General features: G+C 59.6%; 16 protein-coding genes. 9 read left to right on the top strand and 7 right to left on the bottom strand.

The features are described 5' to 3' along the window. Positions 1-255: 255 nt before the first annotated feature. Positions 256-1,746 carry a YifB family Mg chelatase-like AAA ATPase gene (locus Q0Y02_RS04120; RefSeq protein WP_297764767.1) on the bottom strand — a complete coding sequence of 497 codons (1,491 nt, stop codon included), beginning with the start codon at positions 1,744-1,746 and terminating at the stop codon, positions 256-258. Positions 1,747-1,910: 164 nt separating this feature from the next. Further along, positions 1,911-2,159 carry an accessory factor UbiK family protein gene (locus tag Q0Y02_RS04125; protein WP_297764770.1) on the bottom strand — a complete coding sequence of 83 codons (249 nt, stop codon included), beginning with the start codon at positions 2,157-2,159 and terminating at the stop codon, positions 1,911-1,913. A 371-nt stretch (positions 2,160-2,530) separates the two neighbouring features. On the opposite strand from Q0Y02_RS04125, the gene glnK reads away from it, so the two are divergent. From glnK to Q0Y02_RS04140, 3 genes are all read left to right on the top strand, one after another. Next, the gene (glnK, locus tag Q0Y02_RS04130; protein ID WP_008930504.1) at positions 2,531-2,869 is read left to right on the top strand and encodes a P-II family nitrogen regulator; all 339 of its coding nucleotides are present in this window, start codon (positions 2,531-2,533) and stop codon (positions 2,867-2,869) included. A gap of 72 nt (positions 2,870-2,941) precedes the next feature. Continuing rightward, positions 2,942-4,201: an ammonium transporter gene (locus Q0Y02_RS04135; protein WP_297764773.1), complete on the top strand. Its 1,260-nt coding sequence runs from the start codon at positions 2,942-2,944 to the stop codon at positions 4,199-4,201. 183 nt (positions 4,202-4,384) lie between these two features. Continuing rightward, on the top strand, positions 4,385-5,584 hold the full coding sequence (locus Q0Y02_RS04140) for a class I SAM-dependent rRNA methyltransferase (RefSeq protein ID WP_272980087.1): 1,200 nt from the start codon (positions 4,385-4,387) through the stop codon (positions 5,582-5,584). A 286-nt stretch (positions 5,585-5,870) separates the two neighbouring features. Here the strand turns inward: Q0Y02_RS04140 and Q0Y02_RS04145 are convergent, their stop codons facing one another. The 4 genes from Q0Y02_RS04145 to Q0Y02_RS04160 form a co-directional block, all read right to left on the bottom strand. Beyond that, on the bottom strand, positions 5,871-6,968 hold the full coding sequence (locus tag Q0Y02_RS04145) for an alpha/beta fold hydrolase (protein WP_297764778.1): 1,098 nt from the start codon (positions 6,966-6,968) through the stop codon (positions 5,871-5,873). A 184-nt stretch (positions 6,969-7,152) separates the two neighbouring features. Next, positions 7,153-7,536, bottom strand: coding sequence for a nuclear transport factor 2 family protein (locus tag Q0Y02_RS04150; protein ID WP_277672513.1), 384 nt, complete (start codon positions 7,534-7,536; stop codon positions 7,153-7,155). Positions 7,537-7,548: 12 nt separating this feature from the next. After that, entirely contained in the window at positions 7,549-8,514 is a 966-nt protein-coding gene (locus Q0Y02_RS04155) for a nitronate monooxygenase family protein (RefSeq protein ID WP_277672512.1), read from the bottom strand. A gap of 93 nt (positions 8,515-8,607) precedes the next feature. Beyond that, positions 8,608-9,225 carry a TetR/AcrR family transcriptional regulator gene (locus tag Q0Y02_RS04160; protein ID WP_277672511.1) on the bottom strand — a complete coding sequence of 206 codons (618 nt, stop codon included), beginning with the start codon at positions 9,223-9,225 and terminating at the stop codon, positions 8,608-8,610. A gap of 120 nt (positions 9,226-9,345) precedes the next feature. Here Q0Y02_RS04160 and Q0Y02_RS04165 point away from each other — a divergent pair, with 120 nt between their 5' ends. From Q0Y02_RS04165 to Q0Y02_RS04185, 5 genes are all read left to right on the top strand, one after another. Next, on the top strand, positions 9,346-9,789 hold the full coding sequence (locus Q0Y02_RS04165; RefSeq protein ID WP_297764786.1) for a GAF domain-containing protein: 444 nt from the start codon (positions 9,346-9,348) through the stop codon (positions 9,787-9,789). Between the two features lie 87 nt (positions 9,790-9,876). After that, positions 9,877-10,539, top strand: a complete 663-nt coding sequence (gene creB / locus Q0Y02_RS04170) for a two-component system response regulator CreB (RefSeq protein WP_272974785.1) — start codon at positions 9,877-9,879, stop codon at positions 10,537-10,539. A gap of 6 nt (positions 10,540-10,545) precedes the next feature. Then, positions 10,546-11,955 (top strand): two-component system sensor histidine kinase CreC, encoded by a 1,410-nt coding sequence (gene creC, locus Q0Y02_RS04175; protein ID WP_272974786.1) that lies wholly within the window; start codon positions 10,546-10,548, stop codon positions 11,953-11,955. 134 nt (positions 11,956-12,089) lie between these two features. Next, positions 12,090-13,457 (top strand): cell envelope integrity protein CreD, encoded by a 1,368-nt coding sequence (creD, locus tag Q0Y02_RS04180; RefSeq protein ID WP_277672509.1) that lies wholly within the window; start codon positions 12,090-12,092, stop codon positions 13,455-13,457. Positions 13,458-13,567: 110 nt separating this feature from the next. Continuing rightward, positions 13,568-14,530 carry a hypothetical protein gene (locus Q0Y02_RS04185; RefSeq protein WP_277672508.1) on the top strand — a complete coding sequence of 321 codons (963 nt, stop codon included), beginning with the start codon at positions 13,568-13,570 and terminating at the stop codon, positions 14,528-14,530. Positions 14,531-14,759: 229 nt separating this feature from the next. Here the strand turns inward: Q0Y02_RS04185 and Q0Y02_RS04190 are convergent, their stop codons facing one another. Continuing rightward, entirely contained in the window at positions 14,760-15,407 is a 648-nt protein-coding gene (locus Q0Y02_RS04190; protein WP_277672507.1) for a TetR/AcrR family transcriptional regulator, read from the bottom strand. A gap of 123 nt (positions 15,408-15,530) precedes the next feature. Between Q0Y02_RS04190 and Q0Y02_RS04195 the strand changes: the two genes are divergently transcribed. Continuing rightward, positions 15,531-16,691 (top strand): efflux RND transporter periplasmic adaptor subunit, encoded by a 1,161-nt coding sequence (locus Q0Y02_RS04195; protein WP_272974683.1) that lies wholly within the window; start codon positions 15,531-15,533, stop codon positions 16,689-16,691. Positions 16,692-16,698 lie beyond the last annotated feature (7 nt).

Consider the following 16,698-nt stretch of genomic DNA (forward strand, 5'->3'; position numbering starts at 1 on the left):
CTGTCTGACTGTGGGCTGGGGACTGAGTGACGATAAAAAGAAAAGCGCCTTTCTACGGGGGTAGTGGCGCGGTTGCCATTTCAACGGGTTGTGGGGAAATACATCATGCTGGATTACTACACCAGACACCTCTATGTGGAGAAACTCCTCAAGAGCGCACTCATTATCGTGCCATTGTCACTGCTTGCTGTGCTGGTGGCGATATTGATCGCCGGCTGATTAGCCGTGAAGAGACCGCAGGAAATCTGAGCAGGGTTAGCGGGTGTCAGCTACCGTTTGCCGATAGCTCAGGGCTTCGCGCAGGTGGTCGCGGTCGACGGTGTCGGCACCGGCCAGATCGGCAATGGTGCGTGCCACCCGGGCACTGCGATGCAGGGCACGGGCGGACAGTCCCATGCGGGTCATGACGCTGGCCAGCCAGTCCCGGTGGGGGCGTAACAGTGGCTCCAAGTCGTCGCTGCCCAGTTCCCGATTCAGGCGTCGCTGGCGCTGCCATTGCTGTTGCCAGGCCTCGCGGACCCGGGCGCGGACGGTGTCGCTGGTTTCTCCCTGACGATCACCGAGCAGTTCCTGCGCCTCTACTGCGGGCACGTCCAGATGCAGATCGATGCGGTCCAGCAACGGGCCGGACAGTTTGCTCTGGTAGCGCTTGGCCTTTTCGCACCGATAGCCGCAGCCCTTCTCCGGGTCGCCCAGGTAACCGCAGGGGCAAGGGTTCATGGCCGCGATCAACTGAAAGCGGGCCGGGAAGGTCAGCTGCTGGGCGGCCCGGGCGATGCTCACCTCGCCGGTCTCCAACGGTTCGCGTAATACCTCCAGTACCCGCCGGTCGAACTCCGGTAATTCATCGAGAAACAGGATGCCGTTATGCGCCAGGGAAATCTCTCCCGGGCGCGGGTGGCTACCGCCGCCAACCAGGGCGGTGGCTGAGGCGGTATGGTGGGGCGCCCGATAGGGGCGTTGGTGGAACTGGTGGGCCGGGCGCGGCTGTTTCAGGGAATGAATGGCTGCCACTTCCAACGCCTGTTTCGGATGTAGCGGCGGAACCAGCCCGGGCAGGCGTGAAGCCAGCATGCTTTTGCCAGCGCCAGGCGGGCCGCTGAGTAGCAGCGAATGGCCGCCGGCCGCGGCAATCTCCAGCACCCGTTTGGCGGCGGCCTGGCCGCGGATTTCGGAGAGGCAGCCGCCCTCATGGGTGATGGTCTGCGGTGCCGGGTGATCATGGAATGGCAGCGGAGACTGGCCCACCAAATGGGCTGCCACCTGGGCGAGTTGGTCACCGGCCACGGTCGTGGCTCCGGCCAGCGCGGCTTCATCCGCGTTGTCGCGGGGAACGATCAGGGTGCGGCCGGTAGGCTGGCAGGCCAGGGCGCAGGGCAGCATGCCGGGCACCGGGCTCAGGGCGCCATTTAATGCCAACTCACCGATAAATTCGTATTGGTTGCTGTCCAGCTTTCCGAGCTGGCCACTGGCGAGCAGGATGCCCAGGGCAATGGGCAGATCAAACCGACCGCCATCTTTGGGCAGATCCGCCGGTGCCAGGCTGACGGTGATGCGTCGCTGGGGGAACTCGAAGCCGCTGTTGACCAGTGCCGAGCGCACCCGGTCCCGGCTTTCCCGCACCGCGGTGTCACCCATGCCGACGATGGTGAAGGCGGGCAGCCCGGGTGCCAGGTGGGTTTCCACCCGCACTTCCCGGGCCTGAATGCCCAGCGGTGCCCGGCTGTAGAGCAATGCGTGCGTCACGTTTCCTCGCAGAATTCAGGGGTTGCGAGGCAGTGTACGGGGAGGCGGTGTTGGTACGTGTGCGAGGTTGGCAGCTGCAGATGTAGGAAATCGGACTTTCGTAGGAGCTATGCTTGCATGGCGAACAACGGCCAAGCATAGCTCCTACGGGAGAATACCGGGCGTCAGGCGTCCGTCGTCTTCTCCATCTCCGCCACCTGCTTCTCCAGCGCTTCCAGCTTTTCCCGGGTGCGCATCAGTACCTGCTGCTGAATATCGAACTCTTCCCGGGTGATCAGATCCAGGCGGCTGACGGCTTCCGCCAGTACGCTGCGCACATTGCGCTCCACTTCGTTGCGCAGGCCGCCCAGATCCGTGGGCAGGCGCCCGCTGATGTCGGCCATCAGGCGGTCGATAAAGGGTTGATCAGGCATCTTGAATCTCCATCGGGGACCAGGGGCAATGGCTGGCCCGGGCCGCCGGGAATGCGGTCTGTGGCGGCGGTGCTTGTATTGGTGGGCGGATGGTAGCACGGTGTCCGCTGGCGCGGCACCGGCGGTGCAGGGCAGCAGCTCTGCACCAAGTTGGAACCCGCCCCAAGGTGGTGCGCTATAATGGCGCGCCGAACCCGTTTCCTGAATCGGGATCGGGATATAACCCACTGAAAATGCATGATTTTCTAAACCTGGCATGGGTCGTGCACTTATTGGGTCAGAGCGTTCGAGCAAACTGTGGATCGGGAACCATAACGGGGCTCGAAGTGAAACGGACGACACCGGACGCGGTGAAAGCTGAGGAGAATGAAATGAAACTGGTTACTGCCGTAATTAAGCCGTTCAAATTGGATGACGTGCGTGAAGCACTCTCCGAGATCGGCGTGCAAGGCATCACCGTTACCGAGGTGAAAGGCTTTGGACGCCAGAAAGGTCACACCGAGCTGTACCGGGGTGCCGAGTACGTGGTGGATTTTCTGCCCAAGGTAAAAATCGAGGTGGCCATCGCCGAGTCCTCCCTGGATCAGGTGATTGAAGCCATCGCGAAAGCTGCCAATACCGGCAAGATTGGTGACGGCAAGATCTTTGTCACCTCCCTGGAGCAAGCGATTCGTATCCGTACCGGCGAGACCGGCGAGGACGCGATTTAAGTTTTACCGTGTTGTAAATCGACCCATGCCAGGGTTTTAGAGAACACGCTTCCATTTTCGGAGGGTTGCATTGTGGAAAATCAAATTTTTGAACTTCAGTACGCCATGGACACCTTTTATTTTCTGGTGTGTGGCGCATTGGTAATGTGGATGGCTGCCGGCTTTGCCATGCTGGAAGCCGGCCTGGTGCGTGCGAAAAACACCACCGAGATTCTCACCAAAAACGTGGCGCTGTTTGCCATTAGCTGCATCATGTACCTGGTGTGTGGTTACGCCATCATGTACGGCGGCGGCATCTTCCTGGACGGTATCGACGCCTTCGATCTGGCCGGTGTGCTGAGCGCATCTACCGAGAACGGATTCGATGGTGACTCCGTCTACTCTGGTGCGTCCGACTTCTTCTTCCAGGTGGTGTTCGTGGCTACCGCCATGTCCATCGTCTCCGGTGCGGTTGCCGAGCGTATGAAGCTGTGGGCCTTCCTGGTCTTCGCGGTATTCATGACCGGTGTGATCTACCCGCTGGAAGGTTCCTGGACCTGGGGTGGTGCCGACGTGTTTGGCATGTATAACCTGGGCGACCTGGGCTTCTCTGACTTTGCTGGTTCCGGCATCGTTCACATGGCTGGTGCTGCTGCTGCTCTGGCTGGTGTGTTGCTGCTGGGTGCTCGTAAAGGCAAGTACGGTCCGAACGGTGAAGTACACGCTATCCCCGGTGCCAACCTGCCGCTGGCTACCCTGGGTACCTTCATCCTGTGGATGGGCTGGTTCGGTTTCAACGGCGGCTCTGTACTGAAGCTGGGCGATGCTGCAAGCGCGCACTCTGTCGCCATGGTGTTCCTGAACACCAATGCTGCTGCCGCTGGTGGTGCTGTTGCTGCCCTGATCGTTGGCCGCATCCTGTTCGGCAAGGCCGACCTGACCATGCTGCTTAACGGTGCCCTTGCCGGTCTGGTGGCGATCACTGCCGAGCCGTCCACTCCGACCCCGCTATTGGCGACTCTGTTCGGTGCCGCTGGTGGTGTGCTGGTAGTGTTCAGCATCCTGACCCTGGACAAGATGAAAATCGACGATCCGGTCGGTGCCATCTCTGTACACGGTGTGGTTGGTCTGCTGGGTCTGCTGCTGGTGCCGGTTACCAACGGTGATGCTTCCTTCTCCGGCCAGATCATCGGCGCGATCACCATCTTCGTATGGGTATTCGTAGCCAGCCTGATCGTCTGGGGCATCCTGAAAGCCGTCATGGGTATCCGGGTTTCCGAAGAAGACGAGTACGAAGGCATGGACATCGCCGACTGCGGCATGGAAGCCTACCCGGAATTCGTGAAAGGTTAATCCTTCACAACGATTTCCTTGAAATGACAGGGCGCCTTCGGGCGCCCTTTTTTTGTTTTAAAAAAAGCGAGAAGATTTTAATTTTCGATACTCGCTTCTGTCGGCTCGTTCCTTTTGGGGGATCAGTAGCGCCTTTGCCCTGTGCTATCATGCCGCCTTTCCCGCCAGCCCTCTGTGAGCACCATGAGCGAAACCACTGTTATCCGCCTGCGTAAGAACGAAGAACGCCGCCTCAAGGCCGGCCACCTTTGGGTCTACGCCAACGAGATCGATACCCGTCAAACGCCGCTGCGGGACTTGCCCGTTGGTGTTGCCTGCGTGGTGGAAGACAGCCGTGGCAAGCCGCTGGGTCGGGCTCTGCTCAGCCCCCACTCGCTGATTGCGGCTCGTCTTTACAGCCGTGACGTAAAGCAGGAGCTGTCGCGCAGTTTCTTCAAGAAACGCATCGAGCAGGCGCTGGCCCTGCGCGAGACCCTGTTCGATGAACCTAGCTACCGGTTGATCTTCGGCGAAGCCGACGGCCTTCCCGGCCTGGTGGTGGACCGTTTTGCTGATGTGCTGGTGGTACAGACCGGCTCCGGGGCCATGGAAGCGCACCTGGACACCATCGTCAGTGCTCTGGATGCGGTGCTCAACCCGACCCATATCATTGCCAAGAACGAAGCGGCGGCTCGGGAAATCGAGGGTATGGAGCGCTATACCAAGGCGCTGAAAGGCGACCTGGTCGACGAGGTGTCACTCACCGAGAACGGCGCCCGCTTTGTGGCGCCGCTGGCGGAAGGGCAGAAAACAGGCTGGTTCTACGATCACCGCAGTGCCCGCCAGGCCATGGTGCCACTGGCAAAAGGGGCGCGGGTGCTGGATGTGTTTTCCTATTGCGGTGGTTGGGGGGTGCAGGCAGCACTGGCCGGAGCGGAATCGGTCACCTGCGTGGATGCCTCGGAAACCGCCACCGACTATGTGCACCGCAATGCGGAGCTGAACGGGGTCGCGGACAAGGTGGGCAGCATCCAGGGCGATGCCTTTGCCGCCATGAAACAGCTGATTGCCGATGGCGAAAAGTATGATCTGGTGGTGCTGGATCCGCCGGCGTTCGTGAAGCGCAAAAAGGATTTCAAGAACGGCCTGGCCGGTTATCACGCCATCAACGAACTGGCCCTGCGTCTGATCAAGCCGGGGGGGTACCTGATCTCTGCGTCCTGCTCCATGCATATGCCGGCGGACCGCTTGCTGGACGTGATCCACAGCAGCGCCCGACACATTGACCGCAGTGTGCAGGTGATCGGTTATCAAGGGCAGGGGCCGGACCATCCGGTGCACCCGGCCATTGCCGAAACCTCTTACCTGAAAAGCTGGTTCTGTCGGATCAACTTTTCCCTGTAGTTTGGAAACAGATTCATCGCAGATTGCGTGAGCGGAAGCGACCGGCTCCCGGGTAAGGCGTCAGGCGACTTGCCCCAGGGTCACCCTTCCGGATGACCTAACCGTAAATCTGAATCCCTGACCGCCGCTACCGATTGCGTAGGGTGCACTGAGCCTAAGGCGAACTGCACCGATCCGGCGTTTGATGGTGCAGTTCGCCTTAGGCTCAGTGCACCCTACGTCTTGAAATGCCGCGGGTGTGTACGCCCAAAAGAGGCCCCGGCCTGACTCCTCGACATCACCGATGTCAGCCCGGGTTTTTCTCCAGATTCATCAAAAAATCCGCGATTAACCGGTTGGCCCAGCTTCGCGGTCGCCAGCCTTCAAAATAGGCGCAGTGACTGCCCCTGCGGGTAACCACCAGCAGGGTTCGCGGCAACTCGCGCACCAACGATTCATATTCGCGCACATTGCCGATCACACACACCGGATCGTCTTCCGCGTTCAGCACCAGCAATGGGATGCTGATCCGCTTCATGACCACCATGGGATTGCTGGCTTGCAGGAAATCGGCGTGGCTGGGGTAACCGGCCATTTCATGGAGGTTGGCATGGAAGGCATGCAGATCCAGGGCGTTGGCGCAGGCGTTATAGCTTTGCAGTTTGCTGAATGCCTCGGCATTGGCGGTGACAAAGGTGCGCGCCAGTTTGCGGGCCATCATGCGGTTGTAAGGTTGCCGGGCACGGCGGAAGGCCACCTCGATGTTGTAGCCGGGGCAATAGGCCATGGCGCCGCGAAACGGGGCGCTTTCTCCTTCTTCACCCAGGTAGCGGACCAGTAGCCCGGAACCCGCCGAAATGCCTACGGCATACAAGGGGGACTGCGGATAGCGTTGCTGAATGACAGTGAGCTGTTCGCGCAAGTCATCGGTGTCGCCCATGGTGTTGATGCGCGGTGCGGTCAATGGCAGGTCGCCGTGGCCGCGCCGGGTGCAGACCGCCACCCGCCAGCCCGTTTGTTGATGAAGGTCCCTTACCAGCCCGCGCATGCTTTTCGGTGAACCGGTAATGGTATGCAGGACCAGCAAGGTGGGGGTGTCGGTGGGGGTATCCAGGCCAACCCAATCCAGCGAGGTGGTGCCGCCGTCGCGCATGGTGAGAATGTCGGTGTGGGAATAAGCCAGTGGCGGGGAGAAGGCTTTTTTCAATCCCAGCAATATCAATTGCAGGTGGGTGTTGAACAGCCAGGGCGTGGGGAAAAACCGTTGTGACAACTGCGGTAGCCGAGCCAGCATGTCCCGGTTAAAGCCGGTATTCCGGTAGACCAGTTGCGGCTTGCGCGCGGCCGTTTTCAGGTAGTACGCCACGGCAAGGCTGGCTAACAGAAAGACGATGAAGAGAGTCACGGGTACGGCGCTCCTTGCGGTAGGAAGTGAACGTGCCGGGTTTCCGGTGAATCGTCAATGGGCGGACCGGCCACTGCGAAGCCGGATAATCGCGGCCGCACCCGCAGGGCATAGCAAACGGCCGCTCCCACGGTGATTCGATTGGGCGTTTGTGGGGGCGGCTGCTTCAACGCGAAAGAGGCCGTTATTTCAGTTTTTCCAGCATGGCTGCCATGCGGGTTCGTACCACTTCAATGGCCTTGTAGGGGCGGATCATCACTTTGAAGTCGATGATCTTTCCGTCCTTATCCCACTGGAGCATGTCCACGCCATTGACGGCGATGCCGTCCAGCTCGACGGCAAATTCAAGAACGGAATGATCCCCGTCATGCACTTCGCGCACATAACGAAAGCTGTCGTTGAGCAGTACGTGCAGTGCCGCGGTGAGGTAGGCGGTGGTCAGTGCCTTGCCGGTTTGCGGGGTATGCACCAACGGAGAGTGGAACACGGCTTCGTCGGCAATCAGATCGCTGAGTAATTGCGGATCGCGGGTTTTCACCACTGCGTGCCAGGCATCAATATTCGCCATGGATGATCTCCTTCAGGCTGCATTCAGTGCGCGGCGGGCCTGTTCATATTCTTCCGTCAGCCTGGCGATGGCGTCGCCGGCACTCTGGATGGCGTCCACTGCACCAATGCCTTGGCCGCAGCCCCAGATATCTTTCCAGGCTTTCTTGTCGGAATCGCCGCCAGAGCCGAAGTTCATCGCAGAGGGGTCACTTTCCGGCAGGTCGTTGGGGTCCATGCCCGCGTTGATGATGGAGGGGGCCAGGTAGTTGCCATGCACCCCGGTGAACAGGTTGCTGTAGACGATATCGTCCGCACGGCTGTCCACGATCATCTGCTTGTAGCCCTGGGCCGCATTGGCTTCTTCGGTGGCAATGAACATGGAACCGATATAGGCCAGATCGGCGCCCATGGCCTGGGCGGCCAGCACGCTGCGGCCATTGGCGATGGAGCCGGACAGGGCCAGCGGGCCATCAAACCAGGTGCGCAGTTCCTGAATCAGGGCAAAGGGGGACTGGGTGCCGGCATGGCCACCGGCGCCGGCGGCAACCGCGATGAGGCCGTCAGCCCCTTTCTCGACGGCCTTGCGGCCGAAGTGGTCATTGATCACGTCATGCATCACCAGGCCGCCCCAGCCGTGCACTGCCTGGTTCACTTCGACACGGGCGCCCAGTGAGGTGATCACCATCGGTACCTTGTACTTCTCACACAGCTCCAGATCTTTCTCCAGGCGGTCGTTGGAGCGGTGCACGATCTGGTTGACCGCAAAGGGGGCGGCGGGTTGCTCCGGGTGGTCCCGGTCCCAGGCGGCCAGTTCCTCGGTAATGCGATGCAGCCACTCGTCCAGTTGCGATAAAGGGCGGGCATTCAGGGAAGGAAAGGAGCCGATGATGCCGGCCTTGCACTGGGCTAGCACCAGATCCGGGTTGGAAATAATGAAAAGGGGTGAGCCCATCACGGGCAGGCGCAGGCGGTCAGCAATGGAAGCGGGCAGGGACATGATGGGTCCTCCAATAGTTGGTTTACCCTGTAAAATTTACATTGTATATAATAAAGGTCAAGTCCCGCCTGTCCGTGCCGGTGAGCGAACCGGTCAGTGGTCCAGGGTGGGAGGGTTAACGCGCATACCCGCATACAGGGTGCGCATGATCTTCTCGCGCAGGGTATCGCCATCCATGCCGCGCAGGCCGCTGGCCAGTTCCAGTACCACGATGCCGTGCAGGGTGGCCCAGAACATATAGCCGATCAGCTGGGCGTCCCCTTCCAGCAGGCCGGCGTCAATCATTTCGCGCACATAGGCTACCATGGTTTCCTGGGCACGGAGATTGGCCTGACGCAGCTCCGGGTAACGCTCTTCGTCGGGTTGGGTGAAAGAGAAAATCAGCTGATAGGCCGCCGGATAGGTCTTGGCAAAGGCCACATAGGCATCGCCCACCGCCCGGGCCTTGGCGCGGGCATCCGGGGCCTGCTGCACCGCCTGTTCCAGGTTGGCGGAAAAGCGATGAAAGGCTTCTGCGCGCACGGTGGCAAGGATCTCGTCCTTGTCCTGGAAGTAGCGGTAGGGGGTCATCGGGCTGACCCCGAGGGTGCTGGCGATCTGACGCATGGTCACATTCTGCGGCCCCCGCTCGATAAACAGCCGGGTGGCCACATCACAGACCTTGTCGCGGAAAGCGGCAATTTCCTCGTCGGTTTTGGGCTTCTTCGCCAAGCTGTAGCTCCGGTGCCGGGGTTTGGGCTTACAGTGTAAACGAACTGCGCCCTGCAACCGAAACCGGCACACAAATTGAATGGATAACGGAGAACTCCCAATGCCATACAAGGGGCGCTTGTGTCGTTACCTCCGGATTTTATGCAGGCCCGCGTGGATGCGGTAAAGAACCGTCTGGATGTGCCGGTATGTAGTCTCTACCAGGCGGATGAGATCCGGGAAATTCTGGTGATAGTTGCCACCAGTGGCCTCAACCAGAAAGCGCGGGGCGCCATGCTCTCTTTCCAGCAGGGGCTTACTGGCAAGGTGGCCCGCAGTCGAGGGGCGGTGGTGGCCCGTGACATCAAGGCCCACGCTGAATATCACTATGTACCCGGCTCCGATGAGGAGCGCTTTCAGAGTTATCTGGGTATTCCCCTGGAACAGGACGGTCGGCTCTACGGGGTGTTGGTGGTGCAGACGGAAGCGAAGAAGACCTTTTTCCTGAAGGATATAAGGGAGTTGCACAGTGCCGGCAAGGATCTGCTGGAAGCATTGAAACTGGCCGTCCGACAGGCCTCCTGATTAAGTCATTGTGATGATCCATGTGCCCTTTCCTTGGGCTGACTGTCCTCTGTGGTTATGATGCGATGGTCTTGGGAGGGGGTGGCTGTGAGTCGAATCTTGATTGTGGACGATGAACCACGCATCGCGGAGCCATTGATGTTTGCGCTGGAGCGCGAGCATTTCGCGGTGGACCATGTGCCGCTTGGCCAGCAGGCGCTGGATTGTCTGGCCGCTCAGGCCTTCGATCTGGTGGTGTTGGACGTGGGCCTGCCAGACTTGAGTGGTTTCGAGGTGCTCAAGCAGCTACGACAAACCAGCCAGGTACCGGTATTGTTTCTCACCGCCCGCCAGGATGAAGTGGATCGTATCCTCGGACTGGAACTGGGCGGCGACGATTACGTGACCAAGCCCTTCAGCCCCCGTGAAGTGGTGGCGCGCATTCGCGCCATCCTGAAACGGCTTTCCCCTCGCGCGGATGACAGCAACACCAGTCTGTGGCAGCTGGACGAGGCCGGTGCGCGTATTCTGTTTCGTGGCACCTCACTGACGCTGACCCGTTCGGAATTTCGGATTCTGTCTGCCCTGCTGAAACATCCCGGGCAAGTATTCACCCGCGCGCAGTTACTGGATATCTGCGACAGCGATGAAGACAGCTTCGAGCGCAGTGTGGACACCCATATCAAAACCCTGCGCGCAAAATTACGGCCACTGGACGGTGAGAGTCTTATCGCCACCCGGCGCGGCATCGGCTACTACCTGGAGAGTTAAACGCAGATGAAACTCGGGCAGCGCTTACTGGTGTTCTACTTCCTGATTCTCGGGCTGGTGGGCTGGTTCGTGCTGGACCTGGTGTTCGGCCAGGCCAAGCCGCTGGTGCGCCAGTCCGCCGAAGAAACCCTGGTGGACGCGGCCAACCTGCTGGCGGAAATCGTTGCCGAGGATGCCGCTAACGGCCAGATCGTGATTACCCCGTCCCTGCGCCAGGCGCTCAATCGTTACGCCGGCCGTACCCCGGATGCGGATATCTGGGGTCTGAAAAAAGATCGCATTCATACCCATATCTACATCACCGGCCCCACCGGTGTGGTGCTGTTCGACTCCAGAGGAAAAGATGAAGGCGAGGACTTTTCCCGCTGGAACGATGTGCACCTGACCCTGCAGGGGCGCTACGGAGCGCGCACCACCCGTACGGACCCTGAGGACCCATCCACCTCGGTGATGTATGTGGCCGCGCCGATCCGTGATGGCGGCAGCCTGGTCGGGGTGATCAGCCTGGGCAAACCGGGCCGGGCCATCGAGCCTTTTGTGCAACAGGCAGAGCGTCATCTGATGCTGTATGGCGGTTTGGCCCTGTTCGGTTGTCTGGTGTTGGGTGTGCTGCTTGCCTGGTGGCTAAGCCGTCGGGTCAATCGCTTGCGCCGTTATGCGGAGGCGGTGGCCAACAACGAACGCCCGGCACCACCGGTGTTTCGCGGTAACGATGAAATCCGTGATCTGGCGGATGCGGTTACCGCCATGCGTCGTCGCCTGGAAGAGCGGGCGCGGCTGGAAGATAACGTGAGCCTGCTGACCCATGAAATGAAAAGCCCGCTGGCGGCCATTCGTGGCGCTGGGGAAATTCTCCACGATGAAATCAGCGACCCATCACTGACGCGTTTCACCGACAACGTGATCCACGAAAGCCAGCGACTCAGCGATCTGCTGGATCGGCTGTTGGCCATGGCAAAACTGGAAAAGCTGGAAAGCCTGCCCGCCCGCAAGAGTCGCGTGACTATTTCGGCGCTGGTCGAAGACTGGCAGAGCAGCCGCTATTCCTTGCTGGCAGAAAAACATCTGGAGGTCAGCGTGAATGACGGTGTACTCCAGGCAGAAGCGGAAACTCTCAAGCTGGCCCTGTTCAACCTGCTGGATAACGCCCTGCGCTTTGCCAACGCAGAAACCACCCTTACAGTACAAGTGGAAGGAGATAGCCTGACCGTGGAAAACATCGGCCCGGCCATCCCCGACTACGCCCTGGACCGCGTCACCGAACGCTTCTATTCCTTGCCTGCCCCAGGCCACGACAAGAGCTCCGGCCTCGGCCTGACCATGGTGGCCGAAATCGCCAGCCTGCACGGCGGCAGCCTGATACTGACCAACACCAACAACGGCGTGCGCGCCACCCTGACAATCCCCCAGAACTGAAAACGCTCCTAGGGTCAGTCAGGTTTGGGGTTTGATTTTCCTTGTAGCTTGCCGCTCTCCTGCCCCCACACAATCCCCACAAAACCCCCAAGCTGACTACGCAAACTGGCCTCTCCAAATGAGGGAGAGGAACCATGCGACCCAACCTGTTATTGAAGATGCTCACCATTGCCGGCCTGCTCATGGTGCTGGTGATTCCCCTGTTGATGATCCAGGACAAGGTTATCGACCGTAGCCAGGAAGCCTGGCAGGTAAAACAACAGATCGCCCGTCAGGTCAGTGGCGAGCAGCAGATCAGTGGCCCGGTGATTGTTACCCAGCGGGTCCGCAAACAACTGGTGGAGAAGGCGGACTGTCGTCGCGGCGACAGCTGTACCGTGGTGGAAAAACGCACCGTACTGGAAAGTCAGATTCCTGATGTGCTGAATGTGGATGGCCAGCTACAGACGCAGATGCGTTACCGGGGCATCTACGGCACGCCGGTCTATCGCAGCCTGTTACATCTGGAAGCGGTGTTTCCGGCCAATTGGCAGCAAATCAAACAGGCGGAGCAAGTCCTGGCGTCGCGGCCCTCGTTGTTGGTGCTACAAATCAGCGACCTGCGCGGTCTGGTGGAGCGTCCGCAAATTCTGGTTAACGATGTGCCCCTGCCGTTGGTGGAAACCGAGCAGTTGCCGTCCGGTCTGGGCGCCAACGCGGTGGCAGTGCAATTGCCCGATGATCTGGCCGGTGCCTTTACCGTCAAGGTGCGCCTGAACCTGAACGGTACCGAATCCCTCGCTGCCTTGCCGCTGGCGAAAGAAACCCGCATCGGCTTGCGCGCTGACTGGCCTCACCCCAGCTTCGAAGGGCTGGTATTGCCGGTGGAAAGAGAGATCAATGCGGATGGTTTCACCAGCCAGTGGCGCACCAACAGCCTGGCAGCGGCCAGTGCCATTCTCTGTGCCCGGGGTGATGGTGCCTGTGGTGATGCCAGTCAGGCCCTGCGGGTAAGACTGGTGCAGCCGGTAACCGGTTTGCTGTCGAGCGAGCGGGCCCTGAAATACAGCTACCTGATTGTCGGGCTGACGTTTGCTGCCTTTTTCCTGTTCGAGATATTGCGTCGTTACCCGTTGCACGCCATGCAGTACTTGTTGGTGGGTCTGGCGCTGGCCATGTTCTATCTGTTGCTGGTGGCGTTAAGCGAGCATATTGATTTTGCCCTGGCCTACCTGGTGGCGGCTCTATCCTGCTGTGCCCTGATCGGCGTCTACCTGATGGCCGTACTGCGATCACCGAAAGCCGGCTGGATCTTTGCCGTCAGTTTGCTACTGGTACAGGGCCTGATCTACGGCATCCTGATGGCAGAAGACTATGCCCTGCTACTCGGCGCCCTGTTGCTGTTTGCTGCCCTGACCCTGGTTATGGTCGTTACCCGCAACCTTGACTGGTATGCCTTTGCCGTCCCCGGCAAGGCCACGGCAAAAGCAAAAAACGACCAGGATGACGGCCATGAGCAGTAGTCGCATTGCACGGTTGTTGCGCGCCAGTCGACGCTTTCCCGCCCACCGTCGCGGTTTGCTGGGGCGGGCTCTACGCCTGACCCAGCAGGCCCTTGCCGGAAACGCTAACGATGGTGACGCGCTTGTTTGGCTGGGTGTTATCTGGTGGCAGCTGGGGGCAAGGCGCCGAGGCCGGGAGATATTCAAAGCACTCCATCGATCCCCTGGAGGTCCTGTTTTCCGCAGGTCCGTGGAGCCTTTTTGATAACGCGAAACCCACCCATCAATTCGCCGCCAAAGGCAATCTTGTGAATATTGCGGTTTTTTTACAATTGGGTTACTACTTAACGCGGACCAAGGGAGTCCATGAACGGGCTCAGGATGGCCTTGGTTCACTTTTATTAATCAGGGAGAAAGTCATGAATAAGAAAATTCCAGTGTTTGCGATTGCCGCGCTTGCCGGTGCCATCAGCCAGACTGCCATGGCTGAAGCGCCTTCTTTCAACTACGTGCAGTTCGACTATGTGGTATCCGGTGACTCGGAAGTTAGCGAGGGTGGTCTGTCCGAGTCGTTTGATCTTGAACAGGGTTTCGGTCTGCAAGGCGGGTTCGAAATCGGTGACTATGTCATGGTCATGGGCCGTCATTTGTCGCTGGACTATGAGGATGACCTGGGTTTTGCATTGGGTGATACTGATAATGCCGTGTTTAACGACATGACGTTTATTGGTGTTGGTGCGCATATCCCGGTGGCGGATATGGTCGACCTTTATGGTGCAGTCGGGTTCAGCCGTCCAACGTTCATTGGTATTGCTGGAGAGGGGTATGGCCTGGAAGTCGGCGCCCGTGCCAACTTTGAAATGGTGACCGCATCACTTTGGTACAACATGGGTGAGACGGATACCAAGATCGGTGGAGACTCCCTGGACATTGACCCGGAATTGCTGGGGTTGGATGTGGCCATCTCCTTCGCCCCGGATGCGCCCGAGCTGGTGTTGGGGTACGTTGATGCGACCCACGAACTCGAGATCGACAACGATAAACTTGACCTGGATTACGATCACTTCTCAATTGGTGTAAGAAAATCCTTCTGATCATCCTGGCCCGGGATCCGCTTGCGGATCCCGTTTTTCTTCTTGCTCCAGGAAAAATACTTCCATCTTTATCAGTCAACGGAAAATTTTCTTTCACCGGTTTAGTGATCGAGTACCTTTTGGGTTTTAAAAAAAAGAGGCCGCGCTCCGTCATTGAGGAACGCGGCCTCTTTGTTTCCAGTATCGACAAGTGCTATTGCGCGAACTATTAACTATTCACTGTTAATTATTAATTGCCTTTCCCGTATGCCCGCAAAAACACTTCCACCACCTGTTCCGCATGGGGCTGGGCTTCGCTGGCAGTCATCGGCTGCTGATAGCCGATCATCACCCGCATGTGCTGGCAGCCCTGCAACAGGGCAAAGAAGTTTTCCGATGCCTGCTTGGGATCACTGACGTCAAGCTGACCGGAGGCGTTGGCGCTGCGGATCAGATTTTCCATGGCGGTGAGGGTGCGTTGCGGGCCCGCCTCGAAAAACAACCGAGACATTTCCGGGTCCTGGGTGGCCTGGCTGTTCATCAGCCGTTGAAGCTCCACGGCATCCGGGCTGTGGATCAACTCGAGAAAGGCCAGGCCGATCTTGGTGAGGGTGGTGCGCAGGGGCTGGCTTTCGTCCAATGCAAAGATCGGCACCGGCAGCATATTCTGGCATTTCGCCTCGATAGCGGCGGAAAATAACGTTTCCTTGTCGCTGAAGTGGCTATAAACCGTCAGCTTGGAGACCCGGGCCTCCTTGGCCACTGCATCCATGCTGGTGCCGGCAAATCCCTGGGAAACAAAGAGTTTCTTGGCGGAATCCAGAATGGCGGCACGCTTGGCCGGATCCTTGGGGCGGCCACGGGCGGCAGGGGCGGAGGTGTCTGTCATCTCGGTCATATTTCAATACTGGACGGTTCAGTTTAATAAAATTACTATACCGGACAGTATAGCATACTGGAAAGGTCGCCGTCGGTGGCTTTCGAGGTATACACGGGTTAGCAAGGCTAGAGGGTAGCTGCCATGTTTCGTTCATTGTTGATATCGGGGCTGATTGTCGGAGCCGTGGGGGCTCTCGGCCTGCAGGGTTGCTCCGATGCAGAGTCAGGGAAAACCGAAGCGCCGCGTCCGGCGCTGGTGGTCCAGCCGCTGACCGCCGGGGCCAGTCAGGATGTTTTCCCTGGCGAAGTCCGCGCCCGCTACGAGCCGGAGCTGGGCTTTCGTATTGCCGGCAAGATCAGCCAGCGCAAGGTGGATGTGGGCGATCGCGTCAGCAAGGGCGATGTGCTGGCCACCCTCGATACCGATGATGTGAACCTGCAGCTGGATGCGGCCCGTGCCCGTTTTGCCTCCGCCCAGGCGGACCACAAGCTGGCCCGCACCGAGCTGGATCGTCATCAGGCACTGCTGGAGCGCCAGGTCATCAGCCGCTCCCAGTACGACGCGGTAGAGAGTCGTTTCGATGCGGCCCAGGCTCAGTTGCGCCAGGCCCGCGCCAACCTGAATGTAGCCCGCAACCAGACCGACTACGCCACCCTGCAAGCGCCCCAGGATGGGGTGATCGCCCAGCGCCGGGCGGAAGCCGGCCAGGTGGTCGCTGCCGGGCAGCCAGTGTTTGTGCTGGCGGTCGATGGAGACCGGGAAGTGCGTATCGACCTGCCGGAGCAGGACGTAGGTCGTTTCGTGATCGGCATGCCGGTGGCTATCGAGCTGTGGTCACGCAAGGGCAAGGTGTTCCCCGGCACCCTGCGGGAGCTGTCCCCGTCGGCGGACCCGCGTTCGCGGACCTTTGAAGCCCGGGTGGCCTTCGACAACGATGATGTGGGCGCAGACCTGGGCCAGTCGGCACGGGTGGTGGCAAGTGGTGTTGCCGGTAATGGCGTGCTCACCCTCCCCCTGCCGGCCGTCACTGCGGAAGGGGACCAGCGCTATGTGTGGGTGGTCAATCCCGATGACGCCTCGCTGGTGAAAACCCCGGTGGAAACCGGCCCTTATAGCTCGGAAACCGTGCCGGTACTGTCCGGCCTGCCGGCGGATGCCTGGGTGGTAGCAGCAGGCACCCATCTGTTGCGTGAAGGGCAAACGGTCATCCCCGTGGATCGCCAGAACCGACAGATCGAGTTGGCGAGTGCTGATACGGCTGGCCCGGAAACGGATGTCGACGCCGAGACCGAGAGCCAATAAGGGAGCG

The sequence above is a fragment of the uncultured Alcanivorax sp. genome, from assembly GCF_947258575.1.
In the GTDB taxonomy this organism is placed as follows: Bacteria; Pseudomonadota; Gammaproteobacteria; order Pseudomonadales; family Alcanivoracaceae; genus Alcanivorax.

Excerpts from the sequence above, each read along its gene's own strand:
- Q0Y02_RS04125 (WP_297764770.1), bottom strand. The coding sequence starts at position 2,159 with ATGCCTGATCAACCCTTTATCGACCGCCTGATGGCCGACATCAGCGGG.
- glnK (WP_008930504.1), top strand. The coding sequence starts at position 2,531 with ATGAAACTGGTTACTGCCGTAATTAAGCCGTTCAAATTGGATGACGTG.
- Q0Y02_RS04140 (WP_272980087.1), top strand. The coding sequence starts at position 4,385 with ATGAGCGAAACCACTGTTATCCGCCTGCGTAAGAACGAAGAACGCCGC.
- Q0Y02_RS04150 (WP_277672513.1), bottom strand. The coding sequence starts at position 7,536 with ATGGCGAATATTGATGCCTGGCACGCAGTGGTGAAAACCCGCGATCCG.
- Q0Y02_RS04155 (WP_277672512.1), bottom strand. The coding sequence starts at position 8,514 with ATGTCCCTGCCCGCTTCCATTGCTGACCGCCTGCGCCTGCCCGTGATG.
- creC (WP_272974786.1), top strand. The coding sequence starts at position 10,546 with ATGAAACTCGGGCAGCGCTTACTGGTGTTCTACTTCCTGATTCTCGGG.
- creD (WP_277672509.1), top strand. The coding sequence starts at position 12,090 with ATGCGACCCAACCTGTTATTGAAGATGCTCACCATTGCCGGCCTGCTC.
- Q0Y02_RS04185 (WP_277672508.1), top strand. The coding sequence starts at position 13,568 with ATGGTGACGCGCTTGTTTGGCTGGGTGTTATCTGGTGGCAGCTGGGGG.
- Q0Y02_RS04190 (WP_277672507.1), bottom strand. The coding sequence starts at position 15,407 with ATGACCGAGATGACAGACACCTCCGCCCCTGCCGCCCGTGGCCGCCCC.
- Q0Y02_RS04195 (WP_272974683.1), top strand. The coding sequence starts at position 15,531 with ATGTTTCGTTCATTGTTGATATCGGGGCTGATTGTCGGAGCCGTGGGG.